The organism is Capnocytophaga sp. G1920, assembly GCF_051417515.1.
On sequence record NZ_JBPRKH010000023.1, the window covers coordinates 22,033 to 47,713 of the forward strand.

The window sequence follows — 25,681 nt, forward strand, 5'->3', positions numbered from 1 at the left end:
CCATAATGCCCACTACTGAGAAATCTCCAGAATTTTACAAGCATTACCCTGCGTTGTTTCACGCTTATTTTCCTACTGTAAGTGCTGAAACCTTACATTTGCTCTGCAAAGCCGGTTATACCTATTACAATGCAGTGCTTTGTTTAGACGCCTTAGTAGATGAGGGCGATACAAAAGCATTGGTGGAAATGCTTGCCTTGCAAGAGGAAACAATTAAAATTCTCACAAGTATTTACGGTTATAAATCGTCTTTTTGGGAACTATGGCAACAGCGCAAAGCGGAGTATTTTAAGGCTATACAAACCGAAAAGCGCCTGCTTACTACCTCTGAGGTATCGTTTGAACAATACAGTAGCCTAGCAGATGACAAGTCGGCTTTTGGCAAAATAGCTATAGATAGCCTTTGGGTACAAAGCAACACTCAAAACAAGGTTGTGTACGAAAAATTATTATTGTCGCATCGCTATTTTTCAGTAGGGTTTCAGCTCTATGACGATGTAAAGGATTTTGCACGTGATGTACGCCGTGGGCAATTCAATTGGGCGGTCTATCAGTTGCAACAAAAGGTAGATTTTACAGGAGAACAACACGAGCCTAACACTCTTCATAAATATTTGTTTGTAAAAGGCGTGGGGCAAGACTTGCTGAAAGAAGCTATTGTGCAGTTTGAAAAGGCAAAAGCTGTAGTAACTGAGCTGAATATTCCCAGCGGGTGGTTGCAAACTATTGAGCAGATGATTAGCACTATCCAAAGCTATTTGGAAACTACCGAAGGTTATTTGGCTGTGCTAAAAACTACTCTTGCTCTTAAAAAAGAACGAAACATTGCCCCTTTTTTCAATTTTTCGGCAGTAAAAGAAGAGAGCATACACAAAGGCTTGGATTTTATAGAGCAAGATTTCCGCCAGCATTACGCTGAACTGAAACATACTATGTACTTAGGTAATGCCGAAGGCTTTGAAAATACTTGTCAGGTACATACTTCCGATACTTTTCAGCGTGCACTATTAGACGATTGCTTGTACACTATTGCTCAAAGATACCAGTTGCCCATTACATCTTTCTTTGAGGAGGAATACCACTTCTTTATGGAGCGTATCAATCCCGAAGTAGGTGCTTGGCAATACTTCCCCACCGTACAAGAAATAGCTCCTGATATTGACGATTTGGCGCAAATAATGCAGTTCTTTATTCATATTGGCAAAAAAGATGAGATTGCTAAGCAGTGTCAAAAAGCTATTGATACGGCTATCAATAGTAGAAGTTGTGCGAATGGGGGCATTGAAACGTGGATACTCCCCAAGCACAACCTAACACCTCTACAGCAAAAGCAACAGTATTTCAACGAAAGCAAATGGGGGACAGGTCCCGATGTGGAGGTAGTAGCTAACTTCTTGTATGCGCTCTATCTTTATGACCCAAAAGCCTATTTGTCTGTTATCCAAAAAGGAATTAGTTATTTATTCTCTCAACAAAAAGAAGAAGGTTATTGGGAGAGTCGTTGGTATTACGGCAATTATTACGGTACCTACGTTTGTGTGCGCTTGTTACAATGCTTTGGTGAGCAATATACAAAACAGATACAGCGTGCTGTCAATTATATCAAAACCCATATACCTACTGAACCCCTTTCTATAGCATTGGCTTTACTCACTTTAAAAACAGTGGGGCTCAACACTGATGAAACTGCTATAATCCTACAAAAACAATTGCTTGCTACTCAAAATATCTCAGGAGGGTGGGAAGCTATGAACTTTATCAAACCTAAAGTGTACGAACCTTATAAAAGCGAGACACTCACTACTGCTTACGCTCTTAAAGCCCTTTGCTTCTAATGCAAAACAAAATTCCACATATTAATCCCTCTATTACTTTCAATAAACTCAGTGATAACGAGTTTATTCTATGTAACACTCTGCATAAGCATTATTTGAAAATCAATAAAGACACTTATAACCTCCTTTCACTCATAGACAATGAGCGCTCTCTTCAAGAGATATGTGAACTACACAACCAGCAATCTGAAAAGAAACTTACGGTAAGCGCTCTGCACTTTCTTTTTTACGACAAACTCTCAAAGTATGGACTCTTAGTAGGCGAAGAAGAACAACTAAAACCTTATCAAAAACCTTCCTATCTCAAACTGAGTTTTATCATTTTTAGCAAGCGTTTTATTGCCAAAATCACCCCTTCACTACATTTTCTTTTTCGTAAGAAAATAGCTTGGCTTATCTTATTCGTCTGTGCAATGGTGATAGGTACAGAGCTTTATTTACTTTTAGACGGCTATAAGAGTTTTAAAGTGCAAGAAAGTGTTATTTTCTTTTTGGTGGTAATGGCTATAAGTGTTACTTTTCACGAATTGGGGCACGCTACTGCAGCAAGCCATTTTGGAGCAGAACACGGAGGAATTGGCGGTGGTTTCTACCTATTTACTCCCGTTTATTTTGCCGATGTTACTGATGTATGGCGACTCAAAAAATGGCAACGGGTGGTAGTAAATTGTGCAGGAATGTATTTTGAAATCATTTTCTGTACTTTGCTCTCATTAGTAGGGTTATTGTTAGGACAAATAAGTCTGACTCTCATTGCTATTATTGTTTGTTTACATACTTTTTTTAACCTCAATCCATTTCTCAGAAGCGATGGCTATTGGATACTCTCAGATATTACTAACAAACCTAACCTTTTGCAACACTCTTTCCGCAAAATAGGTGATATTTTTAGAATGATCAAAGGTAAAAAGGTACAGTGGACGAAAATAGATTTTCTCTTATTAGTCTACGGTTTAGTAAGCTATAGTTTTATTGTACTGTTTGTGTATTACGTACTATTTAAAAACCCACATTCTATATTAAACTTTCCACAGAACTTGTATCATTTCCTTAAAAGTTTATGTAATAAGGACGCTACCATTAGTTTGGTATCATTTGGTGAGTTGATTGTACCAATGTTATTCTTCTATTTGTTGTTCAGCTTTTTAAAAGGAATGTTGAAGAAAAGAGGTTAGGGTTTAATTATCAGGTTTTAGTGGAACTTTTCTAACGACAAATAATTTTCTCTCTAATTTTACTTACAAGTCTCACTTTCTTTTTGAGGTTTTTCTCGTTAATAAGCAGAGATTGGCTATTTGTTCAGTTTCATCAAAAACATATTTAATAAAGTGTTTTTCTAAAGGCAAAAGCGTCATAGTTAAAAGGTAAAACTGAATGTTTGAATAATGAAAAGCTTGTGAGGAACAAGGTAAGAATAATTTCTAATTAACAGAATAGACAATTTGCAGATGAAATACTTTGCGGTTTTTTTGTTAAAAAACCACTTTTACCTGCATTTTGTTCAAAAAATTTCAGCCTTTTTTACCCATCTGATATTCAGTTTTCTAACGCCTTTCCTTCGCCTTAGCTTCGGTTTAGATTCGCCTTAGGTTCGTCTTACCTTCGGTTAAAGTAGCTAAAAAGTAAAATATAAAAATAAAGACAATATATTGACTATTATATATTTATAGTTTTTAAAAAGTTTTAAGATACTCAGCTCTTAAATCTGAAGAAAATGCAAGCATTTAACAAGTATTATCATTTTTATTAATGGATAGATTTGCCAATGCTCTATTTCCTGAATTTGCCAATTCACTAATTATTTACTACTTTTGCCGAAAATTACGTTGTAACTTATTATATGAAACATAGATTCCCCATATTGCTCACTATATTCATCGCCTTACTGCTGTGGCAGTGCGCCCGTCGTGGTTCGCCCACAGGAGGTCCCAAAGATACTACCGCACCTGTCCTTTTGCAGTCGGTGCCAAGGTCGGGAGCAATGAAGTTCCACGGCAAGAAAATACGTTTGCAGTTCGATGAGTTTGTGGTTACCAAAGACGTGCGCAAACAGCTTATCATCTCCCCCCCGATGAAAACCTTCCCTACTATTTCGCCTACTTCAGCTTCGAAATGGTTGGAAATAAACATTATCGATACCCTAAAACCCAATACTACCTACGTGCTGAACTTCGGCAATAGCATTCAGGATTACAACGAAGGTAATCCTTTGTCCGATTTTAAATACGTGTTTTCCACTGGCGATGCGCTTGACTCGCTTTGGTATGAAGGTGATATTGCCGATGCCATTGCCCCTAAACCCGATAACTTTGTAACGGTGATGCTCTACCCTTATAATGAGCAGTATAACGATTCGCTCGTGTACAAAACGCAACCTACTTACGTCACCAATACGCTCGATAGCCTCGATAGCTTTGTGCTCGAATACCTTAAAGAAGGCAAATACAAGCTCATTGCGCTGAAAGAGAAGAGTGCGAACTATCTGTTCAATCCCAAAGACGACAAAATTGCCTTTATGGAAGAACCTATCACTGTCGCCGATTTGAAGGGGAATCCACAGGGGTTCTACCCCAAATTGCGCTTGTTTAAAGAAGTACCTCCTTATAAAGCACACCGTCCTACACAAGTGGCGGGCAACCACATACAGTTTGGCTTCGAAGGTAAAACCGATAGTGTGAACATCAAGCCCATATCACCGGTGAGTAAAGATTTTAAGTATATCGTCTCCAAAGACCCTAAGAAAGATACGCTTAACCTGTGGTATAGCCCTAAACAGAAGGATTCTTTGGTATTTACAGTAGCAAAACAGAAAAAAATTGATACGTTTAAAGTCCGTATAAAGGAAATGAAGAACGACAGTTTGCAGATAGAGAACCTTTTTTCAGGTGATTTGCCGATGTACAAAGACTTTGGTTTTAGGAGTAATATTCCCATAGTAAAGACCGATAGCACTAAGCTAAAAGTGTTCGCAGGCAAAGATTCTACGGCGATAGCTGTTCCGTTTAAAACGCAATTAGCCCCTAATCGCTTAGAATACTATGTGCTATTCGATAAAAAGAACGACGAGACCTACCGCATAGAAGCACTCCCTAATGCGCTCACCGACTTTTTTGGACATACGAACGATACGCTAAAAGTAAACCTACACACCAAAAAACTCGAAGAAGTAGCCATCTTTAAGTTGCACCTCAACACCGATGAGAAGACCCTGCAATACCCTGTTATTTTGCAACTCACCAACGAAAAAGCTACCGAGGTAGTGAGAGAGCTTTATGTTGAAAAACCACAAGAGCAATATGTGTTCGAGAACGTAAACCCCAGTAAGTTCCGCTTACGGCTGATAGAGGACAAGAATGCTAACCGAGAGTGGGACACAGGTAGTTTCCTTGAACAACGCCAGCCCGAGCGAGTCTGGTATTTCCCACAACTTATAGAGCTCCGCGCCAACTGGGAAGTAGAAGAAACGTGGCGAATTGATAATTAGTATTTGCTATGTAGATAAAAATTATTATCTTTGCCCGAAAATAATACACACAGAATTATGACAACTGAACTCATACAATTATACGATACCGTAAGTGAAAAAATAGGTAAGGAAGGAGCTGCAGCGTTAGCCAGTTATCTTTCTAAATTTACTGATGAACGTGTAAAGGCAAATATTGATAACTTAGTAACTAAAACAGAATTTCATAAAGAAATAGCAGAAATAAGAATGGATATAGCCGAATTGCGTTCAGAACTCAAGCAAGATATTGCAGAGTTACGCTCAGAACTCAAACAAGATATTGCAGAGCTACGCTCTGAAAACAAACAAGATATCGCCGAATTGCGTACTGAGATTGTAGCGCTAAGAGCAGATTTACAAAATGAAATGAAAGACGGTTTTGCTAAGATGAATCGTATCTTTATACAATGGCTTATAGGATTCTTTACTTCATTAGTAATTCTAATATTAACACTTTATTTTAATAGGTAATAATGATAAATATTATAAAAAAGCCTCATTGCACAGCAATGAGGCTTTTTAGTGAGCGTTACTGAGATTAGGGGATAAGAAAGGAAAAGATTCAGAGCTTTTACTTGTTAAAAAATAGAATACTATCAGAAGAGAATTGTGATTAACTGCTTAATTATAAAGTATTTTATATGTTTCTAATATATTTTTCGTAAAAAAACTATTAAAAAATTTGCAGATTAGAAAAATAGCAGTACCTTTGCACCGCAAAAATGAAATGTGATTGGTCTATGGTGTAATGGTAACACAGCAGATTTTGGTTCTGTTATTCTAGGTTCGAGTCCTAGTAGACCAACAAAAGGCTTCCTATAAGGAAGCTTTTTTTGTTTTACAAGAAGGGTGAAAACAACCGCACGATACGTTCTATGAGTTGTTTGAACTTACTACGCTTTTCCCACGCTTCTAACCTTAACAAACTTGCGTCTTCCAGATCCTTATAGAAAATCCTGCGCAAATCACCTGCAACTTCTTTGTTGTACACTAAGGCATTCACTTCAAAGTTAAGGTCGAAACTGCGTGCATCGAGGTTAGCTGTCCCTACTGAGGCTACTTCGCCGTCTATCACAAAAGTCTTGGCGTGTACAAAGCCTTTTTCGTATCGGTAGATTTCTACTCCTGCTTTTAGCAAATCTTCAAAAAACGACTCGCTAGCAGTATGTACAAACACCGAATCGCCTTCTTTTGGTACAAGTAATTTCACCTCTACCCCACTAAGTGCCGCAATGATGAGGGCTTCTTGTAGCGAAGTGTCGGGAATAAAATAAGGAGTGGTAATCAGGATTTCACGCTTGGCAGCGTAGATGAGTTGTACGGTAGCGAAGAGAATGTTAGATAAGTCAGAATCAGCACCGCTAGAGACGATTTGTGTAAAATAATCGGTAGGGTAGGGCTGTGTGACTATGGGGAAGTAAGGCGCATCGATAGCTACGTTTTCCTCACTGCAAAAATTCCAATCTTGTAAGAATACCGCTTGTAATACGTGAGCTGAGTAACCTCGTACTTTTAGGTGAGTATCCCGCCAATAGAGAGCATTAGGCTCATCGTTGTTATACTTATCACTGATGTTGATGCCTCCCACGAAAGCGGTATAGCCGTCCACCACCACTATCTTGCGGTGGTTGCGGTAGTTCATACGGTTAGCGAGTTTTACAAAGTTGATTTTGTAAAAAGGGAAAGCAGGCACACCATTGGCTAAGAGTTCTTTTACTATATTCTTGCGAATACCTTGACTTCCGAAATCATCATAAATAAAGCGCACTTCTACCCCTGCCCGCACTTTCTCAATAAGGATATTTTTAATGGCATTGCCTATGTGGTCATTCTCGTAGATGTAATACTCTATATGAATATGGTGCTTTGCTGCGCGTAGGGCGTCGAGTAGTTCAGGGAAGAGGTTTTCGCCGTTGCATATCACCTTCACCTCTTCGTTAGGGATAATAGACAGGCGTTCTTCTATGTTCGAGAGGAAGCGTAAACTCTTTTCATAGGGAGTGATGAAGGCAGTATCAAGCGAGTTTAGATGGGCACGTATCTGCGGATAGATATGTTCTAATCGCTGACGAAAGGATTGGTCAATAGTAAGTTTTTTGTGGTATATTTTATGTTTGCGATAGTTGATACCAAATGAGAAGTAAAAGATAGCTCCCAATATAGGCACAAAGATAACCAAGAGCAAGTACGCTAAGGCTTTACTCACCGAACGGGTGTCCCACACGATGCGCAAACAAATAGCGATTATCAGTAGGACGTAAAGGATTTCATAGAGCAGAAGGAACTTCATTTTTCACTATTGTCAAGTAATTCTGCGATGTCGTATACTTTTACTTGTGTTTCTTTGTTTTTTGTCTTTATACCATCGGTCATCATAGTGTTACAAAACGGACAAGCGGTAGCGATGATATTGGGGCGCACTTCAAGGGCTTGTTCAGTTCGCAATACGTTGATGTCCTTATCGCCTTTTTCAGCTTCTTTGAACATCTGAGCGCCTCCTGCTCCACAACAAAGAGCGCGTGCCTTACAACTCTTCATCTCTACCAAATCGGCATCGAGTTTTTGTAAGAGTTCACGCGGGGCATTGTACACCTTGTTGGCTCTGCCCAAATAACAAGGGTCGTGAAAGACGATGCGTTTCCCTTTAAAAGCATCGTCCTCAATGGTAAGTCGGCCTTCCTGCACCAAAGTTTTGAGCAATTCGGTATGATGGAGGACTTCATAGTGTCCGCCTAAGGCAGGGTATTCGTTTTTAAGAGTGTTGAAACAGTGCGGACAAGCGGTTACTATCTTAGTAATATGGTAGCTGTTCAGCACTTTGATATTCGTCATTGCTTGCATTTGGAAGAGAAATTCGTTACCTGCACGCTTGGCAGGGTCGCCGGTACAGCTCTCTTCGGTGCCGAGTACGGCAAAACGCACCCCTGCTTTTTGCAAAAGGTGAGCAAAGGCTTTGATAATGCGCTTGGCGCGGTCGTCAAAACTACCAGCACAGCCTACCCAGAAGAGTACTTCGGGGATTTCTCCGCGGGCTGAGAGTTCTGCCATTGTTGGAATCATAATAATCTAATTTGGTGCGAGCCGCACGGGCTGTAATTTGGTAATTTGGAACGAGCTACAAGCTCGCGCCAGCGAAATGCTGTAGGTTATTTTACGATTTCTAAATCGCCATCTACAAAACCTACGGCTATATGTTGTACGTTAAAAAGTTTGATACTGTTCTCGGCTACTATTTCTTTAAGGATTTCGGTAATCATTGAGAGGGCTTGTTCCCAATGTACCTCTCCAGAGATTTCATCTAAAGGTAAAAAGCAGTCTTCGGGCACAAAATTTTCTTCGCAAGCCCAATCGGGGTCTTCATCATCATACCAAGAAGAGCCTATAAGCTCCAATTCGTAAGGTTCGGAGATGTTGAAATTCAGTGCAACAATATCATTAGGTAAGGTTTCTTGACGATCAATCTCAAGTAACCATTTTTTTATCTTGTTTTTAACAGTTTCTTTCATTTTATGGTGTTATTAGAGATTTGTAGGACGAGTTGGACAGAATAGGCACGAGCTACAAGCTCGCGCCAGCGAAAGACGGCTCGCACTAATCGTTAAATACTTCTACGGTTTCTTCTTTGAGGACAAAATCGGTGAATTTGCCCTTATAGCGAGTAGCTTTTACGATGTGATTGTCTATCCAGTGATAGTTGCCTCCGCGGGGTTTGCCAAAGATGATGCCGTGATACTTAAAGCCGTGCTTTTTGAGCCATTGCTCAGTAACCTTACGGTGTGCTTCGGTACGTGAGGTGAAAAAGTAAATCACGTGACCTTCGTCATACCATTTGTTTACTTGTGCTAAGGCATCGGGAAATACCTCGGCAGTAGCCATTCGCTCGGGTTCTTCATTGGGGATATCCTCGCCTACCGTACCATCAATGTCGATGAGGTAGTTTTTTACTCCTTCTGGCAATATAGGATTTTTATTGCCTTGATCGTCTTCTGTTAAGATAAATTTTTCAGTCATAATATTTGAATTAGCAAATATGAGAATTAGCAAATTGTTAAGGAATCCATTTCTTTTCGAAGTTAGGTTTGCGTTTTTCGAGAAAGGCATCGCGTCCTTCTTTGGCTTCATCGGTCATATATGCTAAACGGGTGGCTTCACCAGCGAATACTTGTTGCCCAACCATACCGTCATCGGTGAGGTTCATAGCGAATTTCAGCATTTTGATAGAGGTAGGCGATTTAGCCATTATCTCTTGCGCCCACTGAAAAGCGGTAGCTTCGAGCTCGTCGTGAGGGACTACGGCATTTACCATTCCCATCTCGAAAGCCTCTTGAGCAGAATAGTTGCGTCCCAAGAAGAAGATTTCGCGAGCTTTCTTCTGTCCGACCATTTTGGCGAGATAAGCCGACCCATAACCAGCATCAAAACTCGTTACATCGGCATCGGTTTGTTTGAAAATAGCGTGTTCTTTGCTGGCGAGGGTAAGATCACACACTACGTGCAATGAGTGTCCGCCCCCAACAGCCCAACCGGGGACTACTGCAATCACCACTTTGGGCATAAAGCGGATGAGGCGTTGCACTTCGAGGATGTTGAGGCGGTGGTAACCATCGTCACCCACATATCCCTGATGACCACGTGCTTTTTGGTCGCCACCACTACAAAAACTCCATACGCCATCTTTAGGCGAAGGTCCTTCGGCAGAGAGCAATACGGCTCCTATGTTGATATCTTCATAAGCATCTTTAAAGGCATCGAGGAGTTCAGAAGTAGTTTTAGGGCGAAAAGCGTTGCGCACTTCGGGACGGTTGAAGGCGATACGCGCTACACCGTCACATTTTTTATATGTAATATCTTCGTATTCTTTTACAGTTATCCAGTTCATATTAGGTGAATAGTAGTTAGGGGACAAAAGTACAAACTAATAAGCAAATGAGCAAATAAAAAACTTAGCCAAAGTTCGAAACGTTGGCTAAGTTGATTTGTAGATAGTTGTTAATCTAATTAGCTTTCCCAGTCGATAGAATTAAAAGAGCCGTCTATATTGAAACGTACCGCAAGGATTTCGTCGCTTTGTTCGGGGTCAATCATATAGTCGACTACTATATCTTCGTCTAAACAATTCCAAAGAGCTACGCGGTGGGTTTGCATCGCTGCAACAAAGGAGTTTATATCGTTGCCTACTTCTAAATCCAATTCTTCTATATGGAAGTCCATATAGTAACTATCTTCTTCTAAGTAAGCTTTTAACTGCTGGCGTGCTTCTTGGTCTTTTTCGGGGAAATGTTTGATGAATTGCTCAAACAAATCTAACCTTTCAATACTGATTTCTTGATCTTTAGCAGCCCAAAGATGAAATTCGACAGGAGTACTGAGCTCCTGAAAGGTAACTTCTTGCTCCCAAATTACATCAACGTCTTCTTTTATTGCATTGGAATCGAGTGTACCAAAATAGGGGTGTGTAATGTGTGACATATTATTTATTTCCTTTGTTATAATCGGCTAAAAACTGTGCTAAGCCACTGTCGGTAAGGGGGTGTTTGAGAAGCCCTAAGATGGCGTTGAGCGGTGCAGTAATGACATCGGCACCTATTTTGGCACATTCGAGGATGTGCATTGTATGGCGCACAGAAGCAGCAAGGATTTGAGTCTCGAAATTGTAATTGTCGTAAATGAGACGTATGTCCTCGATGAGCGAAAGACCGTCGGTTGAGATATCGTCGAGTCTACCGATGAAAGGCGACACGTAAGTAGCCCCTGCTTTGGCTGCCAAAAGCGCCTGACCTGCTGAGAATACCAACGTACAGTTGGTACGAATACCCTTATCGGTGAAATATTTAATGGCTTTGATACCGTCTTTTATCATCGGTACTTTTACCACGATTTGAGGGTGAAGGGCGGCGAGTTCTTCGCCTTCGCGCACAATGCCCTCATAGTCGGTGGCGATTACTTCGGCAGAAACATCGCCTTCTACGATAGTGCAGATATCAGTATAATGTTTTAGTATCGCCTCTTTGCCGGTGATACCTTCTTTTGCCATTAACGACGGATTAGTGGTTACGCCGTCTAACACACCCAAATCTTGGGCTTCTTGAATTTGCGATAAATTCGCTGTATCGATAAAAAATTTCATAATGTTATTAATTTATAATTGAAAGTGTTTCATTAGCATTTTCTCGTAGGATTTGCTCGGCAAGAGTCGTTTGAGGACAATGGAGAACTTCTGCAAGAAACTACCTTGTTTGTAATGTACTTTTGGGTGTTTGGTATTGATGACTTTCAGTATTTTATCTGCCATTTCTTTGGGGTCGCCACCACTATCGACGTGCTTGTTCATTATATCGAGTTGTTTTTCATAGACTTCGGCATAAGGAGAACCTTCGTTTACAGGGGTGTGATAACGACGAGAAGCAATATCGGTAGCATAATCGCCTGGGGAAATAGTACAGACTTCTATACCAAAAGACTTAACTTCCATACGTAGAGCTTCACTCATCAGGAGGAGAGCGCCTTTGCTGGCTGAATAAGCCCCACGAAAAGGCAAGCCCATATAGCCTGCAATAGAGGCAATGTTGATGATACGTCCGCTTCCCTGAGAGCGCATTGCTGGGAGGACTTGCTGTATCACAGTTATAGCACCATAGAGATTGGTAGCGAAAACGTTGTGCAACTGCTCGGCAGGGAGTTCTTCTACGGCACCCGTAATACCTACACCTGCATTATTGATGAGTATATCGATGCGACCTACTTCGGTGAGGATTTGCTGTACCGCTTCTTTGATAGAAGCTTCGTTTCGCACGTCCATTGGCAAGAGACGAAAAGGCAAGTTTTTACCTTCTACATTGCGCGCTGTTCCGTAGACCAAAAAGCCTTTGGAGGAAAGTAGCAAGGCGGTTTCTTTGCCTATGCCCGATGTAGCACCAGTGATGAGAACAGTTTTGTTCATTCGTTTAAGAAATTTGTGCAAAGGTAGGAATAATTTGCCAATTAGCAAATATGTGAATTATCAAAAAAAGGGCTAAAACTAACAAAGAAGAAATTGAGCTAAAAAGTAGCTACTTCGTCGTGAATATATTGTCGTCCTTCACAAAATTGAGCTAATTCCTCTTCTATAAACCATTTTACTTCCGTAGTAGAAGTTTTAGGGTATAACAGATGTACATTAGCCCCTGCATCGAGCGTAAAACAAAGCGGGATATTCGTTTCTTTACGGTATTGCCATATGCGCTGAATCACTTCTAACGTATTGGGGCGCATCAGAATAAAGTATGGAATACTGGTTTGCATCATTGCGTGCAGAGTGAGAGCTTCACTTTCCACTACTTCTATGAAACGCTCTACATCACCGGAAGCAAAACTTCTAACAAGTTTATTGATATTCTCATTGGCTTGTGCAAAACGCGCCTCAGCAAAAGGGTGACCGTGCATTAGGTTATGACCTACGGTACTGCTGACTTGCTTCTGACCTCTATCGATGAGCAAAATAGTATCTTGATAATTTTGAAAAACTTCGTGAACGGGGAGGGGATAGGGTATACCATATTCATCGGAACTCCCTATAATGGCAGGGTGTTCGCCCCATACTACTATACTGCCTTGCACACTTCGGCAGGCACTACCCGAACCCAAGCGCGCCAAGAAAGAGGCTTTTTGCCAAAAAGCTTCTTCTGTATAAATCTCTCCTAACTCTTTAGAAATCTGCATTAAGCATACTGAGAGGGCAGCCATTGCACTTGCAGAAGACGCAATGCCACTGCTATGAGGGAAAGAATTATGTGAGGCAATGCTAAAATGATAGTCCTTTAAGAAAGGCAAGTAAGCTACAATCCGCTCGAAGAAAGTATGGATTTTAGGGTGAAAAGAAGGTTTGGGTTGTCCTTCAAAGCTAAAATCGAATGAAAAGGGTTCGCCTGAGGCAATAGAAGATTCACTCCTACGTTCATATTCAATAGAAGTTTCGGTATAACAATGCGTGAGTGTAAAGCTGATAGAAGGGTTTGCAGGGAGCTGTTCTCCCTTCTTGCCCCAATACTTTACTAAGGCTATGTTACTCGGTGCTTTGAAAGAAATCATATTTAGGCAATAGGACTTAGTCCATAGGCGTTAGGGTATAGGCAATAGTAGGAAACTACTGACTCATATTATTTTAGTTTTTATTACAATACTAAGAACTAAAACAAGGGTTTTTGTTTAGTACTTCTGAATCTGAGAATTATTACACTATCTCCCTTAATTTCATAGTAGAGTAAAAATCTTCCTTTAAAGAAAATTCGCTGATAAACATTATCTTCCTCTATGTATTTAGCTAAAAAATAAGGGTCTTCTTCTATTTCTTTCTGAACTTTTTCAGTTTCAATTGCTATCTTTTCAGAATAAGAGTCAGATTTATTGTTCTCACTCCAGAAATCTAAAGTGTTTTCTAGCTCTGTCTTAGCTTTACCCGACCACCTTACTCGCATATCTTTTTCTGATGTTATCGAATAATTCTCTTCCGTCTATCCAATTACCTTTTTCGACGTCTTCACGGGCTAAGGCAATAGCTTGTTTATCCTCATTTGTTATTAGAGAAGGATATTCGTAAGGATTGGTTACCTCAATTCCTATGGTAGCAAAGTAATCAACTATTTGTTGATACTGCTCAAAGTCGATATTTTTATTTAATATAAGTGTGTTCACATTGTTAGGTTTTAAGGATTCAACTTTGCCAAAGGTGCGAGTTGCCTATATTTTAAGCTCTCACAGCGCGGTTCATCACCAAATCGATGTACAAATTCACTTTGTCTTTGAGCTCTTTGCGGTTTACGATAAAATCCAAGAAGCCGTGTTCGAGTAAGAACTCTGCTGTTTGGAAATCTTCGGGGAGGTCTTGCCCTGTTGTGTCTTTCACTACACGAGGTCCTGCAAAACCAATAAGAGCGCCTGGTTCGGCTATGTTGATGTCGCCCAGCATCGCAAACGATGCAGTGATACCTCCCGTTGTAGGGTCGGTACAAAGCGAGATGTAAGGTAGTTTGGCTTCGTCTAACTGAGCGAGTTTAATAGACGTTTTAGCCATTTGCATTAGTGAAAGAGCGGCTTCCATCATACGTGCGCCTCCTGATTTAGAAATCATCAAGAAAGGCAATCGGTGTTTGATAGCATAATCAATCGCACGACAAATCTTCTCACCTACTACACTCCCCATAGAACCACCGATGAAAGCGAAATCCATACAGCCTATTACAATAGACTTACCTTTAGAGCTTCCTACGGCAGTGCGTACGGCATCTTTTAAGTTTGTTTTTTGAGTAGCTTCTTCCAAACGTTGGGTATAGGGTTTTGTATCGACAAATTCTAAAGGGTCTTTAGAGCTCATATTGGCATCGAGTTCTTGAAATTCGTTGTTATCAAACAATATCTGGAAGTACTCTTTACTACCTATGCGCACGTGATACCCATCGTCGGGACTTACATAGAAATTGGAAGCTAACTCGTCCTGTTCGACGATGTTACCGCTGGGTGATTTAAACCATAATCCTTTGGGGATATCTTTCTTTTCCTCAGTAGAGGTTTGTATTCCTTTTGCTGTTCTTTTAAACCAAGACATAATTATTCTGTTTTAGTAAAGTGCAAAAGTACAAAGTTTTTTTGAAATAGCAAAAAAGGAGAATTAATGATTAGTGGTTAATGATTAATGGTGAAGATAAGATAGGTTTTTTGAGTGATTTTCAACTTTGGCAAAGTATGTGGCGACGGAAAGGCGAAGATAAGGCGAACGATGAGTGGGGCTTCAGTGGCTCTACAGTGGGTCTACAGTGGTTCTACAGTGGTTCTACAGTGGTTCTACGCTGACTAATAGATTAAGAATCAGTGGAGGAAAGAGGGATAAAAGACGGTGCGAGCCACATAGGCAGATGAAGAATAAACGCAGAATAATTGAACCTATGGAGAAGGTAAGGTGAAGAATAATTGGTGTATTGAGATTTGTTTTGTATTTTTGCACCGTTTTTAAGAAAAGCATAATGACGACCCATCACCAGCAACATCTTCTCAAACGCCTTTTGATATGGCGTGTAAAGCATATTTCGGATAGGCGTTTTATCCTTATTCTCAGTGGAATAATAGGTATTGCTACGGGATTGGCAGCCTTGGCAATGCGCAGTTTTACGCATTTTATACAGTGGTTGTTGGACGACAAGCTCGCACAGACAATTACTTATAGTTTTTACTTTATCCTCCCAATGTTAGGCTTTGCCATTGTGTATTTGGTAAAAAAATACGTGATACGGCACGATGTGAATCACGGAATTCCTTCGATTCTTTATGCAGTAGCTCACCAAAAAGGGATAATGAAGCGTTTTCAGGCGTATGGCAGTATCCTCACAGCACCTATTACCGTTGGTTTTGGAGGTTCGGTGGGGTTAGAAGGTCCGATGGTGGTAACGGGGGCAGGTATTAGTTCCAATATTTGCAGGTTTTTTCATATTAATCAATCTAACCGGATGTTGCTTTTGGCGTGTGCTTGTGCGGCGGCTTTAGCAGCTATTTTTAAAGTGCCTATTGCGGCGATACTGTTTGCTATTGAGGTTTTTGGGTTGGATTTGACGCTCTCGTCACTTATACCGCTGTTTATCGCTTCCCTTTGTGGGGTATTCACTTCGTATTTCTTCTTTGGCAGTGAAGTATTGATACCCATAACCATCACGCGAGCTTTTTCATTGCAAGGTATTCCTTTTTATATTCTTTTAGGCGTGGTAGGCGGATTGATGTCGGCTTACTTTACCTATGTATACGAGAAAATGAATGCTGCTTTTAAGAAACTCACTTCTCCTTGGCTAAAAATAGTAGTAGGCGGAGCTCTTTTGGGGTTGCTTATCTACATAATGCCACCGCTTTACGGTGAAGGACACGAGATTATCAATCACCTAAAAGAAGGTCACCCCGAACTGTCACTGAGTAGTAATATTTTTGGTTGGGACTTATCGAATGCGTGGGTGATTATCCTACTTTTGGCTACCCTCACCTTTGCAAAGGTTATTGCCACCTCGCTCACTTTTGGTGCGGGAGGGGTAGGAGGTATCTTCTCGCCTATGCTGTTTATGGGGGGAGTGATGGGGAACTGCTTGGCGCGCATCATCAACGAGTTTCCTATTTTGGGCTATAAAGCAGAGTTACCGAACTTCACTTTGGTGGGAATGACTGCCCTGATGACGGGGGTATTGCACGCACCCCTTACGGCTGTTTTTCTCATCGCCGAGGTAACGGGAGGTTATTCGCTGTTAGTACCGGCGATGCTCACTGCTGCGGTATCGTTTTCGGTAGCGAAATACTTTAACAAATATTCTGTTTATACGATGGAATTAGGCAGAAAAGGAGAACTCATCTCGCAGAACAAAGACCAATCGATACTCACCCTAATGGATTTTGACCAAGTGGTGGAACACAACTTCACCCCCGTATATACCGATATGAAACTTCGGGAGGTGGTGTACGATGCTGTGCGCGAATCGAACCGCAATATCTACCCTGTGCTTGACCGCGAAAAAGGTACGCTACAAGGTGTGATACTGCTTGACGACATACGGCACTTGATTTTTGAAACGAACTATTACGACAAGATTCCTGCCGTAGAACTAATGCAAAAACCACCTGCTGTTATAGAAATGGGCAAGGACAAGATGAGCACCGTAATGGATAAGTTTCAGCATACTGGTGCGTGGAACTTACCCGTAGTGAAGGACGGTAAGTACGTAGGGTTTATCTCCAAATCGAAGTTGTTGAGCATTTATAGAAGGAAATTGATATATTTTACGCAGTAAGAGCTAAAAAGGTAAAAGATAAATCAAGATATAGAATTAAGCTAATACAAGTGTTTTTATAGTCAAACAAAAATAGATTACCAATAAAAAGGCTTGTTTTTTGGAGGGACAAATAGCCTCACATACGCTGCTATCACCAGCTTTTCCCCTACGAATGCTGAAAAAGAAGTTGGTTATCAGTACAATCAACTTTGGCAAAATTTAAAACTTTGCCAAAGTGTGGTGTGTAAATTCGGATAGGCTATAATATAGAGAAACCAAACAGAAAAAAGTTCTTGTTATAGGTATCTTATACAAACCTTATACAAACCTTGGACGAATCTTGGACGATAGCTACATCTGTACATTTCTACATAAACACTATTTTTACAGAAAAACATTCTGAAAATTATCTTCACAACGGAATAAATATCTTTTTTAGTAACTTCTATGAGCTTTGAAAGTTGGAGCAGGGATATTGAAATCATTTTTTAGTAAAAGTATAAAGCAAAAAGAATTATTAGAATATATTATTGTATTTGTCATTAGTATTTGTAATTTTGCAGGCTCTATGGATATCATAACTCTTTTGAAAGCTGCGAGGTTGCGCACCTTACCCTTATCGGTTGCGGGGATTATCACGGGGAGTGCTTTGGCATTTCGCGAAGACCCTTACGCTTTTAGGTGGGAGATTTTTGGTTGGGCACTGCTTACCACTATTTTGTTTCAGGTACTTTCGAACTTTGCCAATGATTATGGCGATGGGGTAAAGGGCACGGACAATGAGCACCGCATAGGTCCTACAAGAGCTTTGCAAAGTGGGAGAGTTACGCGTAGGCAGATGAAGAGGGTTGTACTTATCACTGCTTTACTGTCGTTACTTTCGGCTACGGTGCTTATTTATACGGCTTTTGGAAGAGAAAATTTGTTATATATCTCGGTGTTTTTTGTTTTAGGAGTGCTGTGTGTGGTAGCGGCTATCAAGTACACTGTGGGGCAATCGGCTTATGGATATCGGGGTTGGGGTGACCTATTTGTGTTTGTGTTCTTTGGGTTAGTGAGTGTGGTAGGCAGTTATTTCTTATACACAGAGAGCTTGAATAAGGTTATATGGTTGCCCGCTATTGCTATTGGCTTGCTGAGTGTAGCAGTGCTGAACTTAAACAATATGCGCGATTATGAGAACGATAAGCGTTCGGGCAAACATACATTGGTAGTGAAAATGGGAATTCCGATGGCTAAATATTATCATTATTATTTAGTTATATTGGCGATGGTGGCAATGTTGGGCTTTTCGGTGATGCGTTTGCAAATGCGCTGGGAGCTTTTGTACTTAGTTGCTTTTCTGCCTTTAATAGGACATTTACTCACCGTAAAAAGAAATACGGAACTCAAACAGCTTGATAAAGAATTAAAGATAGTAGCCCTGAGTACTTTTTTGCTTTCGGTACTCTTTTTTGTGGGGATTTTGATACATATATTTTAAGGAAAGTTAAACGAAAGAAGGAGATAGTAACGGACGTTATATATATTAAATAAATACACTAAAAAACATAATAACTATGGAGGTAACTTATTACGGACACTCGTGTGTGAGCATCAAAATAGGCGATACACATTTGCTTGTAGACCCATTTATTGCTAATAATCCTTTGGCAAGCCATATAGATATCAATACGATTCCTGCTGATTACATCTTGATAACCTCGGCGCAACAAGACCATATATCGGACGTGGAGCAGATAGCTAAGCGCACGAAAGCACAAATCATTTCGAATTTTGAAATCTCTAATTACTTTTTTAATTTGGGAATTGAAAATTCGCACCCTATGGACTTGGGAGGGTTGTACAGTTTCCCATTTGGGTCGGTGAAGATGGTACCAGCGTTGCATTCTTCTACCTTTGAAAATGGCACTGCCGGCGGGTGCGCTTGTGGGTTTGTGATTAAAACTTTGGAAAAGACGGTATACGTATCGGGGGCTACGGCTTTGTATTTTGATATGCAACTCATACCGGTGCGTTATAAGTTGGACTTAGCTATATTGCCCATTGGAGGTAACTTTACAATGGACGTGGAAGATGCTATTATGGCTTCGGACTTTGTGAAATGCAACAAGGTGTTGGGGTATCATTACGATACTTTTAACCTCATTAAGTTAGATGATAAGGATTTAGCAAAGAGGAGTTTTAAGGCAAAAGGCAAAGAGCTGATATTAACAGATATAGGACAATCTATTTTTGTATAAATTATGAGGAAAGCGACGTTTATTATAGTCTTGTTTTTTACAATATCTTTGTATGCACAACACAAGAAGGCATATCAGTTATTTGATAAGAATGGAAAGAAAGTCAGTTTTGAGAAGGTTGTAAAAAAAGCCAAAGAGAGCGATGTGGTGCTTTTTGGAGAGTTTCACGACAATCCGATTGCGCATTGGTTGCAGTTGGCATTGGTGAAAGAATTACAGCCTCAGGTTAACTTGATATTGGGAGCTGAGATGTTAGAACGCAATGACCAAGAGATAGTAAACCAATATCTAAAAGGCGGAGTTACAGAAAAGGCTTTGGATACTTTGGCACGATTATGGACGAACTACAAAACCGACTATAAGCCTTTGGTGGATTTTGCGAAGGAACATCATTTGCCTTTTATAGCTACTAATGTGCCGAGGAAGTATGCGAGATTGGTGAACAAAAAAGGATTAAAAGCATTGGATACCTTGCCAGAAGCTGAGAAGCGATGGATAGCCCCGCTACCTATTGTGTTTGATGAGAACTTATCACAGTATAAAAAGATGACAGAGTCGCTCCCCAATCACAAAGGGAAGGAGAATATAATAAAAGCACAAGCCGTAAAAGATGCTACGATGGCAGATGCTATTGTAAAGAACAGAAAGCCTAATAGTGTTTTTGTGCATTTTAACGGGACATATCACAGCGATTTTTATGAGGGAATTTACTGGTTTTTGAAGCGAGAAGAACCAAAACTAAAAGTTATTACTATTGCTACGACAGAACAAGTAGACTTATCGAAATTAGCAAAAGAGGCTTATGGTCAAGCTGATTTTATATTGGTAGTAGATGAAGATATGACGAAGACCCTTTAGGGGAAGTAGATTTTGCTCATTCATTAAAATTGATTATTTTTGCACTTTATTTTAAGTGACAAACCAACAACTGTAATGGATAACATCAATCAAATTGGAGAAGCCCCATTCCTAAAGCACACCTACTAGAAGATGTGATATCATTTGAAAAAGTAAAAAGAGAAAAAAAGAAATGAAAAATGAACTTGGAATATAGTTCTAAAACATTTCTAACAGCTAATGACTAAACATAACACCTAAACAATGGAACTGATAAAATTACACGATAAGACTTTTGAGCCTTACGTATCTGCCGAGGAACTCAACCAAATTACCGAACGAATGGCAAGTGAGGTATATCAAGATTTGCAAGAATCACGCCCTATTTTCATCGCCATACTCAACGGTTCTTTTATGTTTGCAGCCGACTTCCTAAGGCACTACAAAGGCGAATGTGAAATATCATTTGTAAAAATGGCGTCTTATAAAGGTACCCAGTCTACTGGAAAAATACACCAACTCATAGGGCTTTCTACCCCAGTGGAAGGACGTGATGTGGTAATCTTGGAAGACATTATTGATACCGGCAACACTTTAGAAGAAATTTACCGCATTTTCGAAGATAAAAAGGTGAACTCTTTCCGCGTGGCTACCCTCTTCTTCAAACCCGATGCCTACAAAAAAGGCCTCAAAATAGACTATGTAGGCAAACCTATCCCTAACCGCTTTATCGTGGGCTACGGCTTAGATTTCGATGAGATAGCGCGCAACCTACCCCAAGTATATCAATTAAACACTTCATTAACTATGACAAATTTAGTACTTTTCGGCAAACCAGGGGCTGGCAAAGGCACCCAAGCTGCATTCTTGAAAGACAAATACAACTTAGTGCACATCTCGACCGGTGATATTTTCCGTCATAATATCAAGAACGAAACCAAACTCGGCAAGCTCGCTCAATCGTATATGGATAAAGGCGACCTCGTACCCGATGAAGTTACTATACAAATGCTACAAGAGGAAGTTGAAAAGAACCCTAATGCCGAAGGCTTTATCTTCGACGGTTTCCCTCGTACTATTGCACAAGCCGAGGCACTTGATGCTTTCTTAGAAAGTAAAGGTATGCGCATTCACGGTACTCTTGCTTTGGAAGCTGATGACGAGGTGCTCATCAAACGATTGGTAGAGCGCGGTAAAGTGAGCGGTCGCACTGATGACCAAGACGAAGAGAAAATACGCAACCGTTTCACTGAATATAACGAAAAAACAGCTCCTCTTATCACTTTCTATCAAACGCAAGGTAAATATCACACGATTAATGGTATAGGTACTATCGAAGAAATTACTACCCGCCTTTCTGAGACCATTGACAAAATTAAAGCTGAATAATCCCCAATGACCGAAGGCAATTTCACCGACTACGTAAAGATATACGCTGCCTCTGGCAAAGGAGGCGCAGGCTCTATGCACCTACACCGCGAGAAGTTCGTACCCAAAGGAGGTCCTGATGGAGGCGATGGCGGTCGTGGAGGGCATATCATCTTGCGTGGCAATAAGCACCTTTGGACGCTCATACACTTCAAGTTCCAACAACACTTCCGTGCCGAACACGGAGAAGCCGGAGGAGCCAACCGTAGTTTTGGTGCCGACGGTAAAGATATCACCTTGGAAGTCCCCTTAGGAACCATTGTTAAAGATGCTGAAACTGGAGAAGTACTCTTTGAAATTACAGAAGACGGACAAGAAATCATCGCTTTGCGCGGTGGCAAAGGTGGGTTAGGCAACTGGCATTTCCGCACAGCTACCAACCAAACCCCGCGCTACGCCCAACCAGGTCTCCCTGGTGAAGAACGCGAATTGCTTTTAGAGTTAAAAGTGTTAGCCGATGTAGGTTTTGTAGGCTTCCCCAATGCGGGCAAATCTACATTGCTATCGGTAATTACTTCTGCTAAGCCAAAAATAGGCGATTATCCATTCACAACTCTCAAACCCAACTTGGGTATTGTGCAAAACCGCGATTACCAATCGTTTGTAGTAGCCGATATACCTGGGATTATAGAGGGAGCTGCCGAGGGTAAAGGCTTAGGGCATTACTTCTTGCGACATATAGAGCGCAACTCGGTATTGCTATTCCTCATTCCCGCCGACAGCAAGGATATCATAGCCGAATACCACATCTTGTTAAACGAACTCAAAGAATACAACCCTGAACTATTAGACAAAGACCGCCTCATAGCCATTTCAAAATCGGATATGTTAGACGACGAGCTCACCGAAGCCATTCGGCAAGAAGTAGCCACAGGATTAGGCGATACGCCCTTCTTGTTTATCTCGTCGGTATCGGGCAAAGGAATTCAGCAACTGAAAGACAAACTTTGGGAAATGATACAATAATATAAAAAGTCAGCTATTATAGCTGACTTTTTATATTATTCAATTCCTTATAACGACTGCTTTCACATCAATAAATCTTAGGGTTCCACTGCTCGGGGTATTTAGGAGTAATATCCTTATAAAAGTTCTGTATTTCCTCCATTATTTGCTCTTGTGGGAGCGTTTGTAAGTCTTCTATGCTAATGGTCTTCCCGATGTATATCATTTTCTTCTTGAAGTCACCAGCACCTAAAACTATGGGTACTTGCGCAGAAAGAGCCATATGATAGAAGCCCATACGCCACTTGTTCACCTTAGAACGCGTGCCCTCGGGGGTTACTACTAAGCTAAAGTCTTCTTTCTTAAAGAGTTCAGTAACAAGTTCTATCAAGTGATTTCGCTGTGAACGGTCGATGCCAATCCCTCCTAACTTGCGCACTAACCAGCCGTACCACGCTTTAGTATGCGCATCTTTTATAATGAGTTTAATCGGTTTTTCCATCTTCCAATAAGCCAAGATACCCAAAACAAACTCCCAATTAGTAGTATGTGGTGCTACTACTAACACACAGCGGTTTAAGGTTTTCAAATCACCTTGCAATTCTATCTTCCACCCCATTAGCCATAAGACAAAGGAGCCAATCCATTTTTTCATCTTTATTCTATTTATAACTCGCTTCTACGCGTAATATTTTCTATTTCACAACCAGTATTGGTATATTATAATCACTATAAAATTGCCTATCGTGCTACAACTGCCCGCCGTATTACGGCTACCTGTCGTGCTACGACCGTGTTACAACGTATCTTTCAAAAGTAAACCCATAAGCGTGCCGTTCGTCTTTTTCAAAACGCTCAGAGGCTACTAACTCCCATTCTTCACGGTTAAACTCAGGAAAGAATACATCAGCTTCGGCAAAAGTGTGATGTACCCGTGTGAGTTCTATCACATCGGCAAAGGGGAGGGCTTGCGCATAGATTTCTCCACCGCCTATCACGTAAGGGTTAGGGTCTATTGCCAAAGCCTTTTCTATCGCCTCTTCAACTGAAGAAACCACCACAGCACCCTCTTTTGAATACCCTTTCTGGTGCGTAATAACAATATGTATACGGTTAGGCAAAGGCTTGGGGAAAGTCTCGAAAGTCTTCCGCCCCATTATAATGCAGTGTTCCGTCGTGAGGCGTTTGAAATGCTTAAAATCTTCAGGCAAATGCCATAACAGTTGGTCACCTTTGCCAATAGCGTTATTCTCGGCAACAGCAGCTATAAGAGTTATCATATTTAGTGAATAGTGAAAAGTGAACAGTTAAAAGTTTGTAGACGACGTATTGGTTTGCTCGTTATCTTTCTCAGCCTGTTCAGCTGCCAATTCACGTTTTGCTTGTTCCTTTTGTGTAGCAAGCTCTTTTTCTACTGCGGCTTCCATCTTTATGAGTTTCTTCTGTTGGGCAGCTATCAGTTGTTCGCGTTGTTTTTCTTGCCATTCCTTTCCTAAGAAGCGATGCAATACAAATACATTCATAGCGTGCCACAGCCAGATGAAAAGCCATAAGAGTATCGCCCATAAATACCAATTATAGGTTGCTCCGTAGTCTAATACCTTATTGGCAACTACAAAAAAGATAGAGCCTAACACGAAGGCAAAAAAGTGAAGATATAACAATCGTTTCTGTTTGAGGCGCTTTTCAGCATTTTTGAAAAGTTCATATTGTTCGGGAGTGAGTTGAGTGTCTGTCATTCTATATCTGTTTTTAAGATTTTGGTGCAAAAGTAAGAAAAATATGCTATCTACGAAAGAATTATACGCTATTTATATTATTTTTGTCACTTCTCATCTGCTAATCTACTATTAATAAAACGCCTGTATGCCTCACATAAATTTGTTAATTAATTTACCAGCCGTGCTACGACTGTCCCGTCGCCGTTATAACCTCACATTACCTCCGTCATTCGTCACCACATTCCCCCTCACTGAGCAGGGCTGTTACATAGAGTTACAAATGTTTGATTTATAATATATTAAATTCATAAGTTCTTTGAAATTAATGATACTCCATTCCATAGCTGACTTGATAGAGTCTTTTCCATTAAGACGAAATAGGTTAATTGATATATTTCTCATTATTGAAAGATTCTCAGGAGCATTACCTGATTTAGTCTTACTCTTGTCCTCTTTCATTTGTACATCTTTCACCCAGTGCAAACGATTTTCTATACCCCAATGAGAACGTATGTGATTAGCAAAGAAATCAGCCTTATTCTTAGCTACACTGCTAATATGGTAAACTATCTCTATTGTCTGACCTTTCTTTGTTTTGACATAACGTGTTGTTTCTATAATTCGCTTTATACCAAACCATTCAGGAGAAATACCCTCTAAATTTTTATAAACTTTGGTAATACGCAATTCATCACGACCTCTTAGCAAAGAACACTCTTGGTAAGTGTGCATTAAATACTTTTTTGTAGCAACATTTGCTTTTATTTGCTCAAAAAGCTTTTTTTGATTACCTTTTACTTGTACTATGTAGTCATTTTTTGACTTTATAATAGTTTCAAGAGTTTTTTTGACAATGTAAGGCATCTAAAGTGATTATTTCACCTTGAATGTCTAAGGCTTGTAAGAGTCTTTGAACGGTATAAATTTCAGATTCTTTTTTGTTCTCTAATTTATCACAAGCTAATACAATGCCTCTTTGTGAAGCAAAAACACTTATCAATGAAACAAAATTCTGATAGTTATTTTGAGTGTCTTTAATAGTTCCTGCAATAGCCTTTCCATCAACAGCAAGTGTTTCACCTTGACACATTGGTAAAAATTGGGCAGTCCACTGATTGAATTTTTGGGCAAAATCATCAAAATCAATTTCCATAAATATCCTTCTAATAGAGCCATATGTAGGTACTTTACAGAAAGTTAGATACTTTTTAAACTCCCATTGGTTTTCTTTGAGGAAACGGCCTATTTCTCGATAACCAGTATAACCTGACATTATTGCTGTTAGGCACATAATCAGGAAGTTAGGCATTTTATGGCGGATACCGCGTCTTTTTCTAGTATCCTCTATACTAGATAACATTTCTATCAGTGTCATAGACTTTTACATTTTATT

At 40.2% G+C, this 25,681-nt stretch carries 26 protein-coding genes, 1 tRNA gene and 1 pseudogene; 12 read left to right on the plus strand and 16 right to left on the minus strand.

Annotation, left to right across the window (positions count from 1 at the left end; all coding sequences use genetic code 11):
- The first annotated feature begins 5 nt into the window (after positions 1 to 5).
- From ACSQ7D_RS11215 to ACSQ7D_RS11235, 5 genes are all read left to right on the plus strand, one after another.
- On the plus strand, positions 6 to 1,835 hold the full coding sequence (locus ACSQ7D_RS11215) for a prenyltransferase/squalene oxidase repeat-containing protein (RefSeq protein ID WP_437136291.1): 1,830 nt from the start codon (positions 6 to 8) through the stop codon (positions 1,833 to 1,835).
- The gene (locus ACSQ7D_RS11220; RefSeq protein WP_009421519.1) at positions 1,835 to 3,010 is read left to right on the plus strand and encodes a M50 family metallopeptidase; all 1,176 of its coding nucleotides are present in this window, start codon (positions 1,835 to 1,837) and stop codon (positions 3,008 to 3,010) included. The genes ACSQ7D_RS11215 and ACSQ7D_RS11220 overlap by 1 nt, the downstream gene beginning before the upstream one ends.
- Positions 3,011 to 3,675: 665 nt before the next feature.
- Positions 3,676 to 5,319, plus strand: a complete 1,644-nt coding sequence (locus tag ACSQ7D_RS11225) for an Ig-like domain-containing protein (protein WP_437136292.1) — start codon at positions 3,676 to 3,678, stop codon at positions 5,317 to 5,319.
- A gap of 57 nt (positions 5,320 to 5,376) precedes the next feature.
- Positions 5,377 to 5,811 carry a hypothetical protein gene (locus ACSQ7D_RS11230; protein WP_437136293.1) on the plus strand — a complete coding sequence of 145 codons (435 nt, stop codon included), beginning with the start codon at positions 5,377 to 5,379 and terminating at the stop codon, positions 5,809 to 5,811.
- 263 nt (positions 5,812 to 6,074) lie between these two features.
- Positions 6,075 to 6,145, plus strand: a tRNA-Gln gene (locus ACSQ7D_RS11235).
- Between the two features lie 33 nt (positions 6,146 to 6,178).
- On the opposite strand, the gene cls is transcribed toward ACSQ7D_RS11235, so the two are convergent.
- From cls to accD, 12 genes are all read right to left on the minus strand, one after another.
- Positions 6,179 to 7,630, minus strand: a complete 1,452-nt coding sequence (gene cls, locus ACSQ7D_RS11240; protein ID WP_437136294.1) for a cardiolipin synthase — start codon at positions 7,628 to 7,630, stop codon at positions 6,179 to 6,181.
- Positions 7,627 to 8,400 (minus strand): (Fe-S)-binding protein, encoded by a 774-nt coding sequence (locus tag ACSQ7D_RS11245; RefSeq protein ID WP_437136295.1) that lies wholly within the window; start codon positions 8,398 to 8,400, stop codon positions 7,627 to 7,629. Before ACSQ7D_RS11245 ends, cls begins: the two co-directional genes overlap by 4 nt.
- An 86-nt stretch (positions 8,401 to 8,486) precedes the next feature.
- A complete protein-coding gene (locus ACSQ7D_RS11250; RefSeq protein WP_437136296.1) occupies positions 8,487 to 8,846 on the minus strand; it encodes a hypothetical protein in 360 nt (119 codons plus the stop codon).
- Between the two features lie 85 nt (positions 8,847 to 8,931).
- Entirely contained in the window at positions 8,932 to 9,351 is a 420-nt protein-coding gene (locus ACSQ7D_RS11255) for an LNS2 domain-containing protein (protein WP_437136297.1), read from the minus strand.
- 37 nt (positions 9,352 to 9,388) lie between these two features.
- On the minus strand, positions 9,389 to 10,219 hold the full coding sequence (locus ACSQ7D_RS11260; RefSeq protein ID WP_264860131.1) for a 1,4-dihydroxy-2-naphthoyl-CoA synthase: 831 nt from the start codon (positions 10,217 to 10,219) through the stop codon (positions 9,389 to 9,391).
- 119 nt (positions 10,220 to 10,338) lie between these two features.
- Positions 10,339 to 10,809, minus strand: a complete 471-nt coding sequence (locus tag ACSQ7D_RS11265; RefSeq protein WP_315011181.1) for a DUF2004 domain-containing protein — start codon at positions 10,807 to 10,809, stop codon at positions 10,339 to 10,341.
- Between the two features lies 1 nt (position 10,810).
- The gene (gene fsa / locus ACSQ7D_RS11270) at positions 10,811 to 11,467 is read right to left on the minus strand and encodes a fructose-6-phosphate aldolase (protein WP_437136298.1); all 657 of its coding nucleotides are present in this window, start codon (positions 11,465 to 11,467) and stop codon (positions 10,811 to 10,813) included.
- Between the two features lie 12 nt (positions 11,468 to 11,479).
- Positions 11,480 to 12,280, minus strand: coding sequence for an SDR family oxidoreductase (locus ACSQ7D_RS11275; RefSeq protein WP_437136299.1), 801 nt, complete (start codon positions 12,278 to 12,280; stop codon positions 11,480 to 11,482).
- A gap of 98 nt (positions 12,281 to 12,378) precedes the next feature.
- Entirely contained in the window at positions 12,379 to 13,407 is a 1,029-nt protein-coding gene (locus ACSQ7D_RS11280) for a diphosphomevalonate/mevalonate 3,5-bisphosphate decarboxylase family protein (protein ID WP_437136300.1), read from the minus strand.
- Positions 13,408 to 13,505: 98 nt separating this feature from the next.
- Positions 13,506 to 13,793, minus strand: coding sequence for a type II toxin-antitoxin system RelE/ParE family toxin (locus tag ACSQ7D_RS11285; protein WP_009417180.1), 288 nt, complete (start codon positions 13,791 to 13,793; stop codon positions 13,506 to 13,508).
- Positions 13,771 to 14,010 (minus strand): hypothetical protein, encoded by a 240-nt coding sequence (locus tag ACSQ7D_RS11290; protein ID WP_002673820.1) that lies wholly within the window; start codon positions 14,008 to 14,010, stop codon positions 13,771 to 13,773. Before ACSQ7D_RS11290 ends, ACSQ7D_RS11285 begins: the two co-directional genes overlap by 23 nt.
- Before the next feature lie 52 nt (positions 14,011 to 14,062).
- A complete protein-coding gene (accD, locus tag ACSQ7D_RS11295) occupies positions 14,063 to 14,920 on the minus strand; it encodes an acetyl-CoA carboxylase, carboxyltransferase subunit beta (RefSeq protein WP_009410329.1) in 858 nt (285 codons plus the stop codon).
- 80 nt (positions 14,921 to 15,000) lie between these two features.
- Here accD and ACSQ7D_RS11300 point away from each other — a divergent pair, with 80 nt between their 5' ends.
- The 7 genes from ACSQ7D_RS11300 to obgE all read left to right on the plus strand — a co-directional run bounded on the left by ACSQ7D_RS11300 (position 15,001) and on the right by obgE (position 22,588).
- Positions 15,001 to 15,165, plus strand: a complete 165-nt coding sequence (locus tag ACSQ7D_RS11300) for a hypothetical protein (protein ID WP_437136301.1) — start codon at positions 15,001 to 15,003, stop codon at positions 15,163 to 15,165.
- 170 nt (positions 15,166 to 15,335) lie between these two features.
- Positions 15,336 to 17,132: a chloride channel protein gene (locus tag ACSQ7D_RS11305; RefSeq protein WP_437136302.1), complete on the plus strand. Its 1,797-nt coding sequence runs from the start codon at positions 15,336 to 15,338 to the stop codon at positions 17,130 to 17,132.
- Between the two features lie 436 nt (positions 17,133 to 17,568).
- Positions 17,569 to 18,597, plus strand: coding sequence for a 1,4-dihydroxy-2-naphthoate octaprenyltransferase (gene menA / locus ACSQ7D_RS11310; RefSeq protein ID WP_437136303.1), 1,029 nt, complete (start codon positions 17,569 to 17,571; stop codon positions 18,595 to 18,597).
- 76 nt (positions 18,598 to 18,673) lie between these two features.
- Positions 18,674 to 19,357, plus strand: a complete 684-nt coding sequence (locus tag ACSQ7D_RS11315) for a metal-dependent hydrolase (RefSeq protein ID WP_002673809.1) — start codon at positions 18,674 to 18,676, stop codon at positions 19,355 to 19,357.
- A gap of 3 nt (positions 19,358 to 19,360) precedes the next feature.
- Positions 19,361 to 20,215, plus strand: coding sequence for a ChaN family lipoprotein (locus ACSQ7D_RS11320; protein WP_264853085.1), 855 nt, complete (start codon positions 19,361 to 19,363; stop codon positions 20,213 to 20,215).
- A gap of 243 nt (positions 20,216 to 20,458) precedes the next feature.
- The gene (locus ACSQ7D_RS11325) at positions 20,459 to 21,583 is read left to right on the plus strand and encodes an adenylate kinase (RefSeq protein WP_437136304.1); all 1,125 of its coding nucleotides are present in this window, start codon (positions 20,459 to 20,461) and stop codon (positions 21,581 to 21,583) included.
- A 6-nt stretch (positions 21,584 to 21,589) separates the two neighbouring features.
- Positions 21,590 to 22,588: a GTPase ObgE gene (gene obgE, locus ACSQ7D_RS11330; RefSeq protein WP_002673805.1), complete on the plus strand. Its 999-nt coding sequence runs from the start codon at positions 21,590 to 21,592 to the stop codon at positions 22,586 to 22,588.
- Positions 22,589 to 22,655: 67 nt separating this feature from the next.
- On the opposite strand, the gene ACSQ7D_RS11335 is transcribed toward obgE, so the two are convergent.
- From ACSQ7D_RS11335 to ACSQ7D_RS11350, 4 genes and pseudogenes are all read right to left on the minus strand, one after another.
- A complete protein-coding gene (locus ACSQ7D_RS11335) occupies positions 22,656 to 23,222 on the minus strand; it encodes a 1-acyl-sn-glycerol-3-phosphate acyltransferase (RefSeq protein WP_437136305.1) in 567 nt (188 codons plus the stop codon).
- A 130-nt stretch (positions 23,223 to 23,352) separates the two neighbouring features.
- Positions 23,353 to 23,847 (minus strand): dihydrofolate reductase, encoded by a 495-nt coding sequence (locus ACSQ7D_RS11340; protein WP_437136306.1) that lies wholly within the window; start codon positions 23,845 to 23,847, stop codon positions 23,353 to 23,355.
- A gap of 27 nt (positions 23,848 to 23,874) precedes the next feature.
- Positions 23,875 to 24,306, minus strand: coding sequence for a 2TM domain-containing protein (locus ACSQ7D_RS11345; RefSeq protein WP_437136307.1), 432 nt, complete (start codon positions 24,304 to 24,306; stop codon positions 23,875 to 23,877).
- A 246-nt stretch (positions 24,307 to 24,552) separates the two neighbouring features.
- A pseudogene (locus tag ACSQ7D_RS11350) lies at positions 24,553 to 25,663 on the minus strand (ISAs1 family transposase).
- Between the last annotated feature and the right edge of the window lie 18 nt (positions 25,664 to 25,681).